Source organism: Paenibacillus sp. sgz302190, assembly GCF_059820445.1.
Genome location: NZ_JBZYAO010000001.1, coordinates 556,275 through 574,187, shown reverse-complemented (window position 1 = coordinate 574,187; position 17,913 = coordinate 556,275). Strand labels below are relative to the sequence as shown.

At 46.8% G+C, this 17,913-nt stretch carries 15 protein-coding genes; 11 read left to right on the top strand and 4 right to left on the bottom strand.

Going from position 1 to position 17,913, the window contains the following annotated elements; all coding sequences use genetic code 11:
* The first annotated feature begins 1 nt into the window (after nucleotide 1).
* Genes AC6RNO_RS02460 through AC6RNO_RS02435 form a run of 6 tightly spaced genes read left to right on the top strand, consistent with a single transcriptional unit; the run spans nucleotide 2 to nucleotide 9,964 of the window.
* The gene (locus AC6RNO_RS02460) at nucleotides 2-1,510 is read left to right on the top strand and encodes an ABC transporter substrate-binding protein (protein WP_488437351.1); all 1,509 of its coding nucleotides are present in this window, start codon (nucleotides 2-4) and stop codon (nucleotides 1,508-1,510) included.
* A gap of 41 nt (nucleotides 1,511-1,551) precedes the next feature.
* Complete coding sequence (locus AC6RNO_RS02455) at nucleotides 1,552-2,949, top strand: sulfatase-like hydrolase/transferase (RefSeq protein ID WP_497104414.1); 1,398 nt, start codon at nucleotides 1,552-1,554, stop codon at nucleotides 2,947-2,949.
* A gap of 21 nt (nucleotides 2,950-2,970) precedes the next feature.
* Nucleotides 2,971-4,488, top strand: coding sequence for a sulfatase-like hydrolase/transferase (locus tag AC6RNO_RS02450; protein ID WP_497104413.1), 1,518 nt, complete (start codon nucleotides 2,971-2,973; stop codon nucleotides 4,486-4,488).
* A 17-nt stretch (nucleotides 4,489-4,505) separates the two neighbouring features.
* Complete coding sequence (locus AC6RNO_RS02445) at nucleotides 4,506-6,179, top strand: sulfatase-like hydrolase/transferase (protein ID WP_497104412.1); 1,674 nt, start codon at nucleotides 4,506-4,508, stop codon at nucleotides 6,177-6,179.
* On the top strand, nucleotides 6,176-8,575 hold the full coding sequence (locus AC6RNO_RS02440; protein ID WP_497104411.1) for a glycoside hydrolase family 3 N-terminal domain-containing protein: 2,400 nt from the start codon (nucleotides 6,176-6,178) through the stop codon (nucleotides 8,573-8,575). Before AC6RNO_RS02445 ends, AC6RNO_RS02440 begins: the two co-directional genes overlap by 4 nt.
* Nucleotides 8,576-9,964 (top strand): sulfatase-like hydrolase/transferase, encoded by a 1,389-nt coding sequence (locus AC6RNO_RS02435; RefSeq protein ID WP_497104410.1) that lies wholly within the window; start codon nucleotides 8,576-8,578, stop codon nucleotides 9,962-9,964. It begins immediately after the preceding gene.
* Nucleotides 9,965-9,976: 12 nt separating this feature from the next.
* Here AC6RNO_RS02435 and AC6RNO_RS02430 read toward each other — a convergent pair whose 3' ends face one another.
* The 3 genes from AC6RNO_RS02430 to AC6RNO_RS02420 are packed head-to-tail and all read right to left on the bottom strand — an operon-like array spanning nucleotide 9,977 to nucleotide 12,632.
* Nucleotides 9,977-10,741: a polysaccharide deacetylase family protein gene (locus tag AC6RNO_RS02430; RefSeq protein ID WP_497104409.1), complete on the bottom strand. Its 765-nt coding sequence runs from the start codon at nucleotides 10,739-10,741 to the stop codon at nucleotides 9,977-9,979.
* Between the two features lie 29 nt (nucleotides 10,742-10,770).
* Nucleotides 10,771-11,967, bottom strand: a complete 1,197-nt coding sequence (locus tag AC6RNO_RS02425) for an MGDG synthase family glycosyltransferase (protein WP_497104408.1) — start codon at nucleotides 11,965-11,967, stop codon at nucleotides 10,771-10,773.
* On the bottom strand, nucleotides 11,967-12,632 hold the full coding sequence (locus AC6RNO_RS02420; protein WP_474683053.1) for a phosphatase PAP2 family protein: 666 nt from the start codon (nucleotides 12,630-12,632) through the stop codon (nucleotides 11,967-11,969). Before AC6RNO_RS02420 ends, AC6RNO_RS02425 begins: the two co-directional genes overlap by 1 nt.
* Before the next feature lie 437 nt (nucleotides 12,633-13,069).
* On the opposite strand from AC6RNO_RS02420, the gene AC6RNO_RS02415 reads away from it, so the two are divergent.
* The 5 genes from AC6RNO_RS02415 to AC6RNO_RS02395 all read left to right on the top strand — a co-directional run bounded on the left by AC6RNO_RS02415 (nucleotide 13,070) and on the right by AC6RNO_RS02395 (nucleotide 17,080).
* Nucleotides 13,070-13,651 carry a class I SAM-dependent methyltransferase gene (locus tag AC6RNO_RS02415; RefSeq protein WP_474683259.1) on the top strand — a complete coding sequence of 194 codons (582 nt, stop codon included), beginning with the start codon at nucleotides 13,070-13,072 and terminating at the stop codon, nucleotides 13,649-13,651.
* On the top strand, nucleotides 13,651-14,343 hold the full coding sequence (locus tag AC6RNO_RS02410) for a response regulator (RefSeq protein ID WP_497104407.1): 693 nt from the start codon (nucleotides 13,651-13,653) through the stop codon (nucleotides 14,341-14,343). The genes AC6RNO_RS02415 and AC6RNO_RS02410 overlap by 1 nt, the downstream gene beginning before the upstream one ends.
* A complete protein-coding gene (locus AC6RNO_RS02405) occupies nucleotides 14,333-15,424 on the top strand; it encodes a sensor histidine kinase (protein WP_474683050.1) in 1,092 nt (363 codons plus the stop codon). The genes AC6RNO_RS02410 and AC6RNO_RS02405 overlap by 11 nt, the downstream gene beginning before the upstream one ends.
* 324 nt (nucleotides 15,425-15,748) lie before the next feature.
* Nucleotides 15,749-16,081, top strand: a complete 333-nt coding sequence (locus AC6RNO_RS02400) for a carboxymuconolactone decarboxylase family protein (protein WP_474683049.1) — start codon at nucleotides 15,749-15,751, stop codon at nucleotides 16,079-16,081.
* 12 nt (nucleotides 16,082-16,093) lie between these two features.
* The gene (locus AC6RNO_RS02395) at nucleotides 16,094-17,080 is read left to right on the top strand and encodes an aldo/keto reductase (RefSeq protein ID WP_497104637.1); all 987 of its coding nucleotides are present in this window, start codon (nucleotides 16,094-16,096) and stop codon (nucleotides 17,078-17,080) included.
* A 155-nt stretch (nucleotides 17,081-17,235) separates the two neighbouring features.
* Here the strand turns inward: AC6RNO_RS02395 and AC6RNO_RS02390 are convergent, their stop codons facing one another.
* Complete coding sequence (locus tag AC6RNO_RS02390) at nucleotides 17,236-17,781, bottom strand: TetR/AcrR family transcriptional regulator (protein ID WP_474683048.1); 546 nt, start codon at nucleotides 17,779-17,781, stop codon at nucleotides 17,236-17,238.
* Nucleotides 17,782-17,913 lie beyond the last annotated feature (132 nt).

Here is a 17,913-nt window from a genome sequence, read left to right as displayed (position 1 = left end):
CATGTTAAAACGTACAGGTTCAGTCACGATTGCAGCAGCAATGGCATTTTCGGTTGCGCTCTCCGGATGTTCGCAAGAAAGCAGCAAACAAGGAGCGAAAGATGGAAGCGCTAATAACCGAGCCAAAGAGGTCGTGTTAAAGGTTTGGGGCGCTGACCAATCTAGTTGGGATGGGGAAGACAGTCCGGGACAGCAGGTCGTCAAAACTTTTAACGAGAAGTATAAAGGGCAAATTCGAGTAGAGGCCAAATATACTCCGTGGGAAGGACATAACACAGCGGTACAGGCAGCTTTTGCTTCCGGGGATGAACCCGATTTGTTCCAACTGCCGTTAGGCTCTCAAGTTTCCGATTATGTAGATAAGCACTTAATTCAACCGATTACAGGATTAGTATCAGATAAATGGAAACAGAATTTTTATGAAGGGTCGTTCCAAGAAGGGGTTAACCAATTCAATGGTCAAATCTATACTTGGCCGAGTTCAGGTCCGTCTCTCAGTTATATGCTGTACTACAATAAAGATGTTTTGAAAAATGCCGGGCTGGAGCCTAAAGCCCCAAAAACGTGGGATGAGCTAAGAGAAATGGCTCAGAAAGTTACAGCGCAAGGAAAAGGGGATGTTTACGGAGTAACGTTTGCAGGCGGAACGCCGGCACGCTTTACTCAACTCGTTGTAGCCGGCTTCGCTGTCGGAGCCAGTAAAGGGGAAAGTCCTTTCGACGGATTCAATTTTATTGAAGGTAAATATGACCTTGCCTCCAAGGCTTGGGTAGATTCGGTCAATTTCTTGTTAACTTTAAAGAAGGAAGGGAGCATTCTGCCATCTTCCTTTATGTTTAAAACATCAGAATCCGAGGCGTTGTTTGCGGAAGGCAAGGCGGCTTTTCTTTTAAACGGCCGCTGGTCGCTTGCTAATCTAAAAAATTTGAATCCAAAGCTTAATTTCGGCTCGGCCTATGTACCTACGCCGGATGGAAGCACACCTAAATTTGGATATACGTTGGCTGTTCCCGAACGTGGCTATGTCGTTTCCAAGAACACAAAGCACGCCAAAGAGGTGGGGAAATTTATCGAGGAAGCATTTACTTCCAAAGAATATTATAATTTATACATGAAAAAAGGGATCTCTTTAACGCCTATGCCGGATGTAAACGCGGACGAAAGCAATTATCCGTTCCCCGAATTAAAGGAGTTTGTCAAAGTTCATAACGATGCTTGGATACTCGGACCTGACGCCATTGCCCGCAATCCGGAATTAGTTCCTGTATCCAATAAAATCGGCAATTTGGTGCAAGACAAGATGAAGCCGAACACGGGTGAAGTGCTTCAGATGATTTTGAACGGTAAAGCAACCAATGTGGAAGCAACGCTGAAGGAACATTCCGATAAGTTGAATAAAAACCTGCAAGATGCCATAAATAAATCAAAAGCTGAGGGCGCCAAAGTAGATATGGAGGATTTCCATTTCCCGAAATGGGACGGAAGCAGCAACTTTAAAGAAATGAAATAAGACTGCTGATTGCGGACGAGAGTTGAAAGGATGGAGGTACCTTGAAGCAGCCCAACGTAATTTGGATCTTGGTCGATCAGATGCGTGCCCAAGCGATGAGCCACCGCTTAGATCCGAATGTCAGCACACCTAATCTCGATAGAATGGCGATTGAAGGGGTCAACTTTACACATGCGATCTCGGGAACTCCTCTTTGTTCGCCGTTTCGAGGTTCTCTTGTGACGGGAAAGTATCCGCACCGTTCCACCGTTCCTGCTCTTCACTCGCCAATGTCAACTGAAGCTAAAACGGTAGCGCATGCGTTTCGGGAGCATGGATACCGGACCGGATGGTTTGGAAAATGGCATCTGGATGGCAACCGCCCGGAGCTGGATCTTAAAGATTCCAAAAATCACGCCAGCACCCGGTATATCCCCCCGGAAAGAAGAGGAGGATTTGAAGATTGGTGGGCATACGAGAATAATAATCAGCCTTTTCACGGCTATGTTCATACGGACGGGGAAGACGGACGGCCTTTATCATTGAGGCTTCCCGGTTATGAGACCGATGCGTTGACCGATTTGTTCATCGAGTGGATGAAGCGGCAGGCAGGGGGCGCACAAGATTATGCAAAAAAGCCTTTCTTCGGCGTTCTATCCGTACAACCTCCGCATGACCCCTATGTTGCGCCTGAGGAGGATATGAAAAGGCACCGCCCTGCCAACATTCGGCTGAATCCCAACGTCCCCGCCGTCAAAGACATCGAGGAACGCGCCCGTTTAGAATTGGCGGGTTATTATGCAGCCATTGAGCGGATTGACTTCAACGTCGGGCGAATAAGAGATGCGTTATTGAAGCTTGGCATCGATCAAGAGACGTATGTGATCTTTTTCAGCGATCACGGAGATATGCATGGAGCACACGGTCAATTTCGAAAGATGGCGCCTTGGGAGGAATCCATCCGCATTCCTTTTCTGGTCAGCGGACCGACCCGCCGAAGCTACAAGCCAAAGCGGTCGAATGCGCTGGTCAATCACGTTGACATAGCCCCGACAACACTTGGTTTGTGCGGCATTACGGTGCCTGAGGATATGGAGGGCTTTGATTATTCATCCGTTATTTTGGATCCTGCTCTCAATTCCGATTCGGCAGCTATGCCTGAAAGCGCATACATTAGCTTGCCGCTGCCGCAAGCCATGCAGCCAGGGCCCTTCGAGGAAGGGATCGATCGCCCTTTTAGAGGTGTAGTTACCCGCGACGGTTGGAAGTACATCGCTTTGGAGCATCAACCATGGCTGCTGTACAACTTGAACTCTGATCCGTATGAGATGGTCAATCTTGCTTACAGTAAGTTTAATCGCAGGCATTTGGAGAGGCTTCACGGAATGTTGAAGGATTGGATTGCCAAAACCGGGGATCAGTTCGAACTTCCGGAGCAAGTATGGTATAGCGGTATATAACGGATTCGTGAGGGTGAGAACATGAGTAAACCGAACATTTTGTTGATTACGACGGACTCCCAGCGATGGGATACGTTAGCCTGCATGGGCAGCTCATTTGCCGTTTCGCCCAAATTGGACAAACTTGCCAAGGAAGGCGTGCTTTTTAAACAAGGGCACACATCTTCGCCTGTGTGTATGCCGGCAAGATGCAGCCTGATCACGGGATTACATACGCCTGTCCACGGCTGCATTGAAAACGGTGTGGAAAGAAGAACACATTTTCCAACGCTGCCGGATTTGCTGAAAAAAGCCGGGTACTACAATATGATCATTGGGAAGGCCCACTTCGGACCGGTGCCTGACTCCTTTGATGTCAAGCATATTGTGACTGAAAAAATGGTTAATGCCTCCGATTGTTATGCGGAGCATATTGCAAAGCACGGTTACAGCCGGATAAGCCATCATCCGAATCCGGTGCCGGACCATTTGTTTATGGAGGCCTTTTTGGTCGATAAGACCACCCAGGAGTTGGATAGATGGAAACAAGAGCAGAGTGAGCCGTTCTTTGCCTACTGCTCCATGGTGAGTCCGCATGAACCGATAGATCCCCCGGGCAAGTGGGCGGAATTGTACGAAAACATAAGTTTGCCTGAGGTCAACTTCGTTCCGGGAGAAATCGACGGGTTTCCGAAGCAAATGAAGGCTCTTCTCGGATTGAGGGACTCAGTCTCTTATCAAAATGAGAACTTTAATCATGCGCTTGAACAGCTAGAGACAGCAAAAGGCGTCGTATACCGGGAAGAACTGAAAGAAAAGGTGGATCAGCTTCGCAAACTTTACTACGGTTTAGCCGCTTATTGCGACGAACAGGTCGGACGACTGCTGCGATATCTGGACGAATCCGGGCTGCGCGAGGACACTCTCGTTATTTTTTCTTCCGATCATGGATTGCAGTTGTTCGACCACGGATTTAATGATAAGCACAATTATTTCGACGCTTCATGGCGCGTACCTTTTATTATGAGTATGCCGGGTACTTTGCCGGCGGATGAAGTTCGGGACTTTGCGACGTGGAACGATATACCGACAACGATATTAGGGGCCGCAGGTATACAATCTGATACGATGCAAGGTTTCGATTTGTTTAACCCGCTGAAGCAAGACGAAGCATCGCCACGCAAGTACGCGGCGGCAACTTTGTTCAAATCGGCTGCGATCGCGACAAATCGTTGGAAGCTTACGTATTATTTTGACGAAGCGGCGGGGCAACTGTTCGATCGCGTGTCCGATCCATTGGAGAGAAACAGTCTTTTTGATGATGAGAATTACGCGGAGATTCGCAATCGCATGCTGCAAGCATTGTTAACCTGGCGGGCGGATTTGATGGATGTTCAGTATTATCACGAATACGCGGATGCTACTTTAAACCGCTTGGACACGCAAAAGATCAAAGCCCCGGTAGCCAGAAGAGTGATCAACGAAGTTAGACAAATGAAAGGAAGAGAAGCGGAAGAACGTTTAAATTGTCTTCTTGAGCAGCTAGATTTATTACACTAATGAAGGAGTTGAAGTGAATGCAAACGGGAACCAGAAAACCTAATATTTTGTGGATCTCTCTTGAGGACACCAGCCCGCGATTCGGCTGCTATGGCGATCGGTTAGCAAGAACTCCAAACATCGATAAGCTTGCGGAAGACGGGATCGTCTATACCAACGCATACTGCACGGCCGGTGTATGCGCACCAAGCCGCTCGGCTATTATCACCGGCATGTATCAAACTTTTATTGGAACGCACCATATGAGGACAGAACATACGAATGAATATACGCCAGAATTGCCTACTCCTTATCAAGCGGTTCCACAGCCTTATGTGAAGACCTTTACGGAATATTTACGCGCGGAAGGGTATTATTGTACGAATAATTTCAAGACAGACTATCAGTTTGATCCGCCATTAACCGCCTGGGACGAAAACGGTATGCAAGCTCACTGGAGGAACCGGGAGCCTGATCAGCCCTTCTTCGCAGTCTTTAATTTCATTTGTACTCATGAAAGCATGATGTGGTCGGAAATGATCAGGAAAAAGTATTATCCGAACGGGGATTTCGATAAAGAGGTTAGGACAGACCCTTCTCGGGTGGTGATTCCCCCATACCTGCCGGACACGCCTGAGTCCCGGCTGGCACTCGCCAAATATTATGATCTTATTGAAGAGGCGGATGCTTATGTGGGGGAACTGCTTCGTCAGCTTGATGAGGACGGATTGGCGGAAAACACGATCGTGTTCCTTTGGAGCGATCACGGCGAGGGACTCCCGCGTGCCAAACGCTGGCCTTACGATGCCGGAATTCGTATTCCCCTCATTGTTCGGCAGCCTAATGGGCCGAAACATGGGATTGATGAACAAATGGTCAGCCTTATTGATTTAGCGCCAACGGTCCTATCCTTGACCGGCGCCCCTGCACCGCAGCATCTTCAGGGGAACGTGTTCCTGGGCGAGCGATCGAAACGCCGGGAATATATATACGCCACTCGCGACCGGTATGACGAGTCCTATGATATGGTGCGTGCCGTGCGAGATCAAAGATATAAATATATTCGCAATTATTACCCTGAGAAGCCATATCTGCTCTGGATTCCTTTCAGCCACTCGCATCCGATGTATCATGATCTATGGCAACTGAAGTTGAATGGAACTCTAAGCCCGGAGCAGGAGCTGCTAATGGCAAACAGACGTCCCGCGGAAGAACTGTATGACTGCGTGAATGATCCTTACGAATTGCACAATTTGGCCGATGACCCTGATTATCGGGATGAGTTGGAGCGCTTGAGCAATGCACTGGATGAATGGCGGGAAAGGTATGATAAGTGGGGGGATATCCCTGAAGACCGGATGGTGGCAGGAATGTGGCCCGGAGGGGTACAGCCTCAAACAGCGGCTCCGATCTTCATTCCGATAAACAATCAATTACGTGGTACGGATGCCTCGGCGGAAGGGGAATTTTCCGAGCCAACGGTTATTATGCTTCATTGCGCAACGCAGGGCGCGTCCATTGCCTATTCTATAGAAACAGAGGGGGCTACTGAGCCGCGTTGGAAGCTCTATACCGAACCCATCCTATTGAAAAATGGAAAGACAATGATCAGAGCGCGAGCATCCCGTATCGGATATAAAGACAGCAAGGAAGTAACCGCGGCGTATTCCGGAAAGTACGCCTCGAGCCCATTAGGAGAGAAATCAATATGAATCCCAATAATCTTCCCTATCAAAACAGCAGTCTGCCTGTTGAAGAACGGATAGACGATTTACTGTCAAAAATGACGCTTGAAGAAAAAATCGCACAATTAGGCTGTATCATGTGGAATCCGCATCTTACCGATGATCGGCAGGAACAGGCGATAAGTAACGGAATCGGACAAATATCAACCATTTTATTTGGGAAATTGGATGGACCCCGTACTATTGCGGAGCTCATTACACGGATTCAGAACCTTTGCGTGGAAACAAACAGACTGGGGATTCCGGCCCTTTTTCATGGAGAGGCGTTGTCCGGGGCCATGGTTCCGGGCGCTACAAGCTTCCCGTTAGCTATCGGTTTGGGGGCTGCATGGAATCCGGAAAATATCCGTGGGATGGCAGAGGTAGTTAAGAAGCAGCTCCGATCCCTGGGAATCCGGCAAGCACTTTCGCCCGTTCTGGATGTGGGACGCGATCCGCGCTGGGGGAGGATAGGTGAAACATACGGCGAGGACCCGACGTTAATTTCCAGCTTGGGGGTCGCTTATGTTACGGGAGTACAGGGACAAAACCTAAAGGAAGGCGTCGCGGCTACAGCCAAGCATTTCCTGGGCTACTCCATGACAGAGGGCGCACTCAATATGACGGAGGAACAAATTCCTCCACGCACTCTTCGCGAGGTCTATGCCAAACCGTTTAAAGCCGTAATCCGCAAAGCGGATATCGCCTCCGTCATGAACTCCTACAGTACGCTGGACGGAGAACCGATTATTGCATCGGAGGCCGTTCTGTCGGACTTTTTACGCGGAGAGCTGGGCTTCCCGGGGCTTACCGTATCGGATTACAGGTCTATCGATAAGCTGGTCACTTCTTTCAAAACGGCGAAGGATATGCAGGACGCAGGCATTCAGGCGATTAAAGCGGGTATGGATATGGAGCTTCCGCACACAAACGGATACGGCACCCTGTTACTTGAGGCGATAATAGCCGGAGAAGTAGAGATGTCATACGTAGACAGATCCGTACGAAGAGTGCTCGAAATCAAGTTCCGGTTAGGGATATTCGAGAACCCGTACCCTGAAATGGAACGGATTGAATCTGTTTTTCATCAACAGGGTGACGAAGAGTTGGCGCTGAAGATGGCGCGGGAATCGGTGGTTCTCATCAAGAATGAAGGGGAATTGTTGCCTTTGGCCAAAAACTGCAGCAAGGTGGCCGTCATTGGCCCCAACGCTCATACCTTGCGTAATTTATTCGGCGGCTACTCCCATCCTGCAAGTAAAGAGTTATTTTTTGGCATGGCGAAAATGGTTGGCGTCGAAGTAACAGGGAATTCCAACGTACCTTACGAAGAACAATTGCATGAGCTGGAAACGGCATATTTACCAAAAGCTTATCCTTATATTTCTTCGATTTACAGCGAACTGAAAAACAGGCTGCAACATGCGGAAGTAACGTACAGTAAAGGTTGCGATCTCGACAGCCATAATCAAACGGATGTTGAAGAAGCGGTTCGGCATGCACAAAAAGCAGATATCGTCATCATGGCAATCGGCGGGAAGGATGGCTTCGGTAAGCCGTGTACTACAGGAGAAGGGAATGATTCCTCCCAGATCGGCCTATCCGGAATACAGGAAAACCTTGTGAAGGCCGTCTATGCTTCCGGTACGCCTATCGTTCTCGTTCATATGAGTGCCCGTCCGCTCAGCAGTCCTTGGATAGCCGAGCATATTCCTGCGATTTTAGAAGTTTGGCATCCCGGGCAATCAGGGGGACGTGCCATCGCGGACATCCTCCTCGGCGATTATACTCCAGGAGGAAAGCTGCCGGTCAGCGTTGCCAGAAGCGCGGGGCAAATACCAGTCTACTATGCCCATCGAAACGGGAGCGGTTACGAAGGACGCGGGGTGGACATGTTTGTCACCAAGGAGGGATACGTAAACGAATCTTTGGATCCGCTTTATCCTTTCGGCCATGGCCTGTCTTATACACAATTTTCCTACTCGCATCTCGAATTGTCGAGTAAAGAGGTGAGGCCTGAAGAGGTTCTGACGGTTTCGTGTAAGGTTAAAAACTCCGGTTCTACAGCCGGGGATGAAGTTGTCCAATTATATATTGCAGATTTAATTGCGTCTATCGCACGCCCTGTCAAAGAACTGGCCGGATTTGGGCGAATTCATCTTCAAGCCGGGGAAGAGAAGCATGTAACCTTCCATATAGCAATGAGTCAGCTATCTTTCTTGGATCGTAAGATGGAATGGATCATTGAGCCCGGAATGATGTCTCTTATGATAGGTTCTTCCTCAACGGATATCCGATTGGAAGATACCTTTGAAATTGTGGGGAATCGGACGGTTGTAGGGAATGACAGAGAGTTTTTTGCAGAGGTTAGGATAGCGGATTAATTGAGGAAAAAGGAAGGGACTTCTGAAGTGAAACCAAACCTTTTATTTATTATGGTAGACCAGCTGCGTTTTGATTATTTAGGATGTGCGGGAGCCGATTTTATCCGTACGCCAAACGTGGATCGAATCGCTTCGAGGGGAACTTTATTTACAAATTGTTTTACAAATTCTCCTCTTTGTGTGCCTTCCCGGATAGGTCTGGCCGCAGGAGTGCACCCCGGCCGTCTCGGTGCTTTGAACAATGAATCCTATCTACAACCGCATACCCCAACATTCTACCAACGATTTCGCGACAACGGTTACCGCGTTGGCTGTGTCGGGAAACTTGATTTGGCAAAACCGGATCCGTATAACGGGCGTTATGGGGACCGACCGTGCATCTATCAATGGGGTTTCACGCATCCTGAGGAAGTGGAAGGAAAGATGCATGCCGGCTTATACCCACAACCGCAAGGACCGTACGGCTTCTATTTGCAAGAATTAGGTTTGTACGATGCGTTCCACGAGGACTATTACCATATACGCCGAAAAAATGGGTTTGCGCTTGATTGTAGAGACTCGGTGCTTCCTACCGAAGCCTTCGCAGATTGTTATATCGGGAGACGGGGAGCTGCCTGGATAGACAATGTGCCCGATGACTTTCCATGGTTTCATTTTGTCAGCTTTGTTGGTCCGCATGATCCATATGATCCCCCCTCAGAGTATGCTAATCGGTATAGAGCCGCGGTAATGCCAGAGGCAATTAAGCTGGTTCGCGAAGGTAAGCCGGGTTGGGTTCAAGGACGTGTGAAGACGGAGGATCCGGAAAAAATAGCCGAAACTCGCCGCCAATACTGTGCATCCATGGAAGCGATAGACGACCAGATCGGGCTGATTTTGGATAGCTTAGAGAGGAGAGGGATGCTGGATAACACATATATGATATTCACTAGCGACCATGGCGAGATGCTCGGTGATCACGGGATGTATACGAAGTCGTTGGCGTATGAGTCATCGATTCATGTACCCCTAATTATATCGGGACCTGGAATCGAAGCAGGCAAAATTTCTGACGCGATGATTGAATTGATCGATCTTAACGCCACGTGTTGCGAACTGGCTAATCTCCCCCCAGATGGACGATTGTACGATTCCCAATCATTTTTGCACGTTCTTCAGGGAAAAGGAGAGACGCACCGCAAAGATGCCGTAACCTGCGGAGAGAACTTTAAATGTATCCGTACAGAACGATATAAGTATATTCAAAACATTAACGATAAGCCGGAGCTGTATGACTTACTTAACGATCCGGACGAAACAATCAACATCGCTGCCGAACACCCGGAGTTAATGAAGGATTTCTCAAAAAGGCTAGCACAGAGATTTTTAGATTACACGACGTATAGGTAAATGTGTTTTGAATCAACCTGAGTCATCCGCGGAGTGCGCTATGCTTGAAGCCAATGTCATCTCTTCCAGCCGGACGTAACGAAGATTGGCGTCCTTGAGCTCGGATAATACTTCCTCCAAGGCGAGAAGCATGTATTTCGGCGCTTCTGGATCTGCACCCCAAGTATTTCCGCAGTCGTGAAGCAGCACAATGGCGCCTTCTCCGTCTGGAGCGGAAGCGGAGGTTATTGGGCGCATCAGCTTGTCCTTCAGATTGTTCTCCGCAGTGTTTCGGCGCCAATCGAAGCCCATCACAGACCATAGTGCGAATGTATACCGTTTGGCGAGAAACAGATCGCAAAGGGAGAAGAGCCCCCATGGAGGACGGTAATAGCAGGGGCGTACGCCGGTGATGGACTCGACTGTGTCTGCGGACCGTGCAACATCGCGTCGTACCGCCCATGGGGGCATTAGGATGTTCATCCGGTGTGTGTAGTTATGGATGCCGATGAGATGCCCTTCACGCCACATGCGCCGGATCAGGTCCGGGTGGGCTGCAGCTTTTTCTCCGAGCACGAAGAAAGTGGCTTTGACCCCGTATTTGTGCAGCAAATCGAGAAGGAACGGCGTGTAAACCGGATTCGGCCCGTCGTCAAAGGTGAAAGCGACTTCCCGCGGAACTGCGCCTTTGCGGATAACGCCTATGCCGAGGATGCGGGTAAGAACGAATGGGACGATCACATACAAAATAAGGATACCGGTAATAATTATAAAAACAGGTCGATTTATATTTATCAAGGAAAGCTTCATCCTTTCAAAGGAGGCTCTTACGCATTCGCAGCAGCGATTAACGGCCTGCCGCCGCTTTGCGTGGGAACGTATTGGTTTTCCATCTCCATAATCGCCTCCAAGGCAGTCGCGGCGCTATGTTTACGGCTGATCCGCCGGGCTGCCAGCTTCATGCGGCTTAGATGCGATCTGATGGCCAACAGCAGCTGCAGATAATCCGCTAACTCGCTCTCGTCGGATGCCTCCAGCGCGGCGCCGGCACCGACAAGGTAAGCGGCATTGTCCCGCTCTTGACCCGGCAGCGGTTTAAACAGCAGCATCGGAAGCTCCAGCGCAAGAGCTTCGGTAACGGTGAGGCCACCGGGCTTCGTCACGATGAGGTCGGATAAGGCCATAAGCTCATGGACTTCGTTCACATAGCCGGTAATCCGATAGTTGTGCAGATTAGCTCCCGACTCTTCCAGCCGCTGTACTTCTTCCTCCAGCGTCGTCTGCAGTTTCTTGTTGCGTCCGCAGACAATAACGAACTGTACATTTCCCGGAAGACCGCTGCTTTGCAATTGAGACAACAATTCTTTGCCGATCAAACCGCAGCCTCCTCCCATGACAAGAACGACAGACTGATTCGGTTGTAACCCATATTTCCCGCGAAGTTGATCGCGGTCATAAGCATTGGAGAAGGAGTGACGGATCGGAATGCCGGTCACTTCGATCTGGGATCCCGGTACTCCGTGCTGCAGAAGCGCTTCCTTCACATGCTCGGCTCCTACCAGATAGCGGTCGGTAAAAGGATGGACCCAATAACTATGATCGGTATAATCAGTTATTATAGTGGCTGTCGGCAATCCCGTAAGCCCGTTGGAACGGAGGAAGGACATCGCGGCCGCGGCTCCAGGGAACGTGCTGACAACCTTCGTCGGCTGCACGCTTCGCAGCAGCTCCATCATCCGATAGGTACGGAAGGAGCGGATTTTTTTGAACAAGGTGGACCATTTGTTGTCACTGCGCGTTTTGCGGTATAAGTATCCGTACATGGAAGGCAGGTTCTTCATCCACTGCAAGTAGCAGAACTGGCCGACTGCATGCAGACGCGGATGGACCCATTCCATAAAATCGACGGTGACGATCTCCGCTTCCGGGCAGCGCAGCTTCGCCGCCTCCATAATGGCTTTCGCGGCCTGGATGTGACCGTCGCCCAGGGATCCTGTCAACAGCAATATTTTTTCGCGCTGCATTACTTAAGCACCTCGCTTTGCTTCAACATACCTGGCGTATAGGTACTGCCGAACCAAAGCTGCCGTACGCGGCCTAGCGCATAGATCACCGTTTCGGCTACGGCAATGGCGCCTGCAATGTCAAGCAGGACGTGCTGTTTGACGAATTGGGTGGAGGCGATGATCAGCAGAGACATGATGGCAACCGCAATGCGGATGGGCCTAGCGACCGATGTAGATCGAAGATAGGCTTTCATCATCAAGTAAGACGTCAGCACATGCGTGCTGGGAAAACAGTTGATTGGCTCATCTTTGCTGTATACGTAGCGGACAGCTTTTGTCAGGAAGTCGTCTCCGACAAGCTCAGGCCGCGGTACATAAGTTTGATAGAGAGCGTAGATGGCATAGCACGCAAGAAGGCCGAAGACGAAATGGAGCAATGTTTCGTAATAAGCCTCGCGCTGCTTCACAGCCAAATAGATGAAGGCAAGAATAAGGAAAGCGTACCAACCCATATAGGGAAGAATGAAAATTTTCAAAAAAGGAAGCTGACGATCCAAATCGGTAACCAAGCTATGCGCGGCTCCTCCGGCATGATTGAGATAAACGTAAATCGTGCCGATCAGCGGAATAATCAATAGCGAACTTAAAGTAAGCAAAAGCGGTTTGATCCGTTGTATATTCATGTTGAATTCCTCCTGAATGATTTGTTAATACGATACCCATATAAAACGTGCTGCGTCTATTTGCTGATGTAATAGCTGATACACAGCACCAGTGTAACAACAAAGGCAAACCCTACCCGTTTCAACGGCATGCCCCCCAGTCCCTAAATGTATAGGTAGAGTATAGGGCGAACTATTGAAGATTCCAGGGGGATCTTTCTAAAGAAATTCTTAGGATGGAAAAGTTAAGGCCTGATTAGCTTGCTTAAAAGCTAACCAGGCCTTTCCTGCATTCTGCGTGACAAAAAGTTCAAAGAGATTTTTGTATGCATTTCTTCAGATTTTCTTAAAAAATATCCCCACAGGTTCCTTAGATTTATCCATTAATATAATCACATAAAAGTTTTAAATCGTTCTTTGCTGCATGAGCTAATCCATAAATGAAGAAAATAAGGGAAATGGGGGGGAGTCATTTGACTTCAAATCAGTATGTAACGTTCTTCCAACGATTTATTAACAATCCAAGGCGAGTCGGAAGTGTCATTCCCAGTTCACGGTTTCTGGCCGGTAAAATGGTTCAATCTGTGCCATGGAATGATGTAACCGCAATCGCTGAGCTCGGTTCCGGCACAGGAGCCATCACACGCTTTATCAAACCGCGAGTAAATGGATCTACTAAGGTATTATTGTTTGAAATGGACGATAAGATGAAGAGCGATTTGCAAACAAATTACCCCAATTTCGGATGTCATTCAAACGCCTGCCATTTAACTGAAATCATGAAGCAGAAAGGCATCAATCAATTGGACTGCGTGATTAGCGGATTACCCTTTTTTAATTTTACGAGCGATCTAAGAGAAACTTTAATTAATCAAATTACCGAAGCATTAAAACCGGGGGGCTATTTTATCGCTTTTCAATACTCCCTCCAGATGAAGAAACATTTATCCCAAAATTTCATTATTGATAAAATCGATTTCGTGCCGCTCAATTTTCCTCCGGCTTTTGTTTATATATGCCGTAAAAGGAGCAAAGCGTAATGATTACAGTGCTTGTCGTCGATGACGATTCGGAAATTCGGGATGTTATTCATGTATATTTACGAAACGAAGGATATTGCGTTCTAGAGGCTGCTGACGGTCTGGAAGCGATAGAGGTATTAAAGTCAAATTCTGTCCATCTGGTGATCTTGGATGTGATGATGCCCCGAATGGATGGCATTACAACTTGCTTCAAAATCAGGGAAACTTCAAAGCTCCCTATAATCATGCTCTCGGCAAAGGAAGAAGATATTGACAAAATTACAGGTCTCACTACCGGTGCCGACGATTACGTTACGAAGCCCTTTAATCCATTAGAACTGCTGGCGCGAGTCAAAGCTCAGCTAAGGCGGCAAACGTTCGCGGAGAAAGAACCTAACGAACCAAACGATTCCATAATCCGTATCCAAGACCTCGTTATCGACAAAGCTAAGCATTCCGTAACGATGAAAGGAACCGAAATTTCGCTGACGCCGCTAGAGTTTTCCATACTGGAATTACTCGTAAGTCACCCGGGGCAAGTATTTAGCGCGGATAAAATTTACGAAAGCGTGTGGAATGAACCGTCCGGATATACAAATAATACGGTAATGGTTCACATTCGGAATTTGCGCGAAAAAATAGAGGATCTCCCAAGAGAGCCGCGATATATTAAAACCGTTTGGGGAGTTGGGTACAAAATTGAAAAATAATTGGTCCCATCTGATAAGCGGTAAAAGAAGCATTCGCTTTGAATTATTTTGGGCGTCCGCATTTAGTTTTGTCATTGCAATATTCTGCTTCGTCATTGTAGACATTAGTGTCAGTTTTTTTGTAAATCGATTTCAAACGGGATACTACTTTTTTAATCTTGCCCCTGTTTCTTTTGTAATAGCCTTCATTTTTTCTTTTTATAAACTGACCCGTCGCATGGTTAAGTACATCATTGCTTTGGCTGATGGGCTTCAAACCATCTCCGAAGGTAATTTGTCATTTCGGGTTCCTGTCATTCGCAAAGATGAACTCGGACGGGTCGCGCTTAACATCAATTTGATGACGGAACGGTTGCAGCGGCAGATCGAAAAGGAACGTAAAATCGAAAGCTCCAAAATGGAGCTGATTACGGGCGTTTCCCACGATTTGCGCACGCCGCTTACGAGTATTATTGGCTATTTGGAACTGTTAAGAACGGATTCATTTCAAAACAGAGTTGAATATACACGGTTTGTTCAAAACACGTACAACAAAGCCGTTCATTTAAAAAAGCTAATCGATGATTTGTTTGAATATACGCGTCTTATAACTTCCGACATCCAATTACATTTGGAAACGATTGATGTACATCAACTACTCGACCAGATGCTGTTTGAATTCGAACCGCTTGCTCAGGAAAACGGAATTCAAATCGTTAAAAAGACAGGTCATTCCCCTGTTATTGCCTTGATCGACGGCGGTAAATTTGCCAGAGCTATCGATAATCTGCTGATGAACGCTCTCAAGTATTCCGTTAAGCCGGGTACTATTCACATATTATTAAGGACGGATAATCAACGATTTTACATCGAGGTCGAAAATAAAGGACAACCCCTTACGCAAGAACAAGAAGACAAACTGTTCGATCGTTTTTATAAAGTTGATCATTCGCGGAGCAGTGAAGGCATTCAGAACGGGACCGGATTAGGACTTTCCATCGCCAGAAATATTATCGAATTGCATGGGGGAACTTTAACACTAACGCATAAGAATGGTATTTTTGTTTTTACAATTGAGGTTCCCTTCAGAAACCCACCTTGAAACGCCCGGAAAATCAATGTTTTCGGCATTTTGGGGTGGGGAATGGTTTTAATTCAACAATTGTTGATGGCTTGTTGAGTAATCCACACATCACGTGGATTTGACGATTGCAATTGTCCTGATTATGTTTAAAATATAGACATAAGTTGAAAAATCAATCATTGTCGAATATTATAAGCAACTAATCAATTTACATGATAATATCTAATGAATGCAGGAAGGAGGCATAGTCATGAATCGAATTGAAAAGAGCAAGGAAAAATACAAACAGCTATTTGGTGATGGAGTGCTGGTGAAGAGAATCGTTTTGACAAGGGACTTGCGGTGCAGGCAGAGATTTTTGGTGATATCATTGCAAAAATGCGCGAAAGTGCTCCGGCAAACCAAAAACACATACAGGATTATCTTTCTGCTTTCTGTTTCGGGGACTTTTATACTCGTAGCGGGCTTGACTTGAAAACAAGGGAGCTGCTGACACTCTGCATTGTTAGTGCATTGGGTGGTGCTGATGGTCAAGTTAAAGCACATGTGCAGGGTAACAAAAATGTGGGCAATGACAAGGAAACATTGATCACCGCCATTACACACTGCCTTCCTTATATGGGATTTCCGAGAACACTCAACGCTTTACATTGTATAAATGAAATTATCCCCTAAAAAGGAGATGTTATTATAGAATATCGTACTGTAGGAAAAACAGGAATCAAGGTTTCTAATTTATGTTTCGGTACTATGTCTTTTGGTGCAAATGCCGATGAAAAAACATCGAAAGACATGTATAAACGCTGCCGGGAAGCGGGTATCAACTTCTTTGATACAGCCAATGGTTATGGTGAGGGACGTTCTGAAGAAATTTTAGGGGAATGTATCGCCCACGAGCGGGAAAACGTCATTATAACTACGAAAGTCTTTTGGTCATTCCGTCCTGATGTCAACGCATTGGGCACCTCAAGACGAAACATTATACAAAATGTTGAAGCCAGCCTAAGACGCTTAAAAACGGACTATATTGATTTTTATTTTCTTCACGACTTCGATGAAAGTACAGCAATGGAAGAAATGTTACGAGCATTGGACGATTTGCAGCGGCAAGGCAAGATTCTTTACCCTGCTGCAAGCAATTGGGCAGCGTGGCAAATCACCAAAGCTCTTGGAATTTCTGCAAAAGAGCAATTGGCTCGTTTCGAATTAATCGAACCGATGTACAGCTTGGTTAAGCGTCAGGCTGAAGTCGAAATTTTACCCATGGCGAAGTCCGAACAAATTGGAGTCATTACGTACAGCCCGCTTGGCGGGGGGTTATTAACCGGTAAATATGGGGTAAACAAACGTCCTGAACAGGGTCGTCTTGTAGAGGATGCCCGCTACAAAGATCGTTATGGTGCCGATGAGGATTTTGTTACGGCTGAAGAATTCACCAAGTATGCGCAATCACATGATGTGAATCCTGCAACTTTAGCTGTTGCTTGGGTTATGGCAAACCCTGCTATTACTGCGCCTATCATAGGTGCCCGCAATTTAAACCAATTGGAGGACTCGTTGGCGGCAGCCGATTTTAAAATGACAGCAGAGATGTACGCTGAAATTTCGAATTTATCAAGAACGCCATGCCCCGCTACAGATCGAACAGAGGTATTAACTGGCAAGTGGAGGTAAACTATCCAGGAGGTTTTTTTGGGGGCTAAACGAAATAATTTACTTATATTTATTTTGACCATTGGAGTTTTCGGAATTATAAATACAGAAATGGGTGTTATTGGAATATTACGCGTCAAGAGCGTCCTGACAATGAAGCTCTTGTTATACATGGACTATAGACTTCTTTCTAACAAGGCCCCAACTTGTTTGGCCATTGCTTGAGGAGGGTATGGCATTCCATTTCTGATCCACCATTCAATTATACCTACATAAGCGGTCCCAGAATATTGCAACATAACATCTTCGCTTAAATCCGTATTTCTTCCGCTTTCTCTGTCAATCTCTCCTTTGAATCCTTCCGTAATAAAATCAAGCAGCCGTGTTCTAAAAGAAGGGGCCCCTTTACTCGCTAACATGGTCGAAAAGAATAAATAATTTTTCTCAAAATATTCGAAAAAAGGTAAAAGAGCATTGCTCCAATCCAGCTTGCATGCCCATTCACCCATCTCCGCTAATTCGTTAATGTGAGATTCTATGAGTTTATCCAATAAATCAAATTTGTCCTGGTAATGAAGATAAATGGTTCCACGGTTTATGTTTGCCCGGTCGGCAATATCCTGAATTGTAATTTCATCGAAATTTTTTTCAGTCATCAGCTCAATGACAGCCTTTTTCATAGCTTCCTGTGTTTTAAGAATTCTCCGATCCACTTTTGCCATCGTAAATACCCACCAAACTTTCATAGATGATTAACATTTTCGAGTACAGTGTTGAGATATCGACATATCGCGTTTCTTTAACTATTGAAAATAAACGACTTGTTTATATAATAATTGACGTAAGTTGATTAA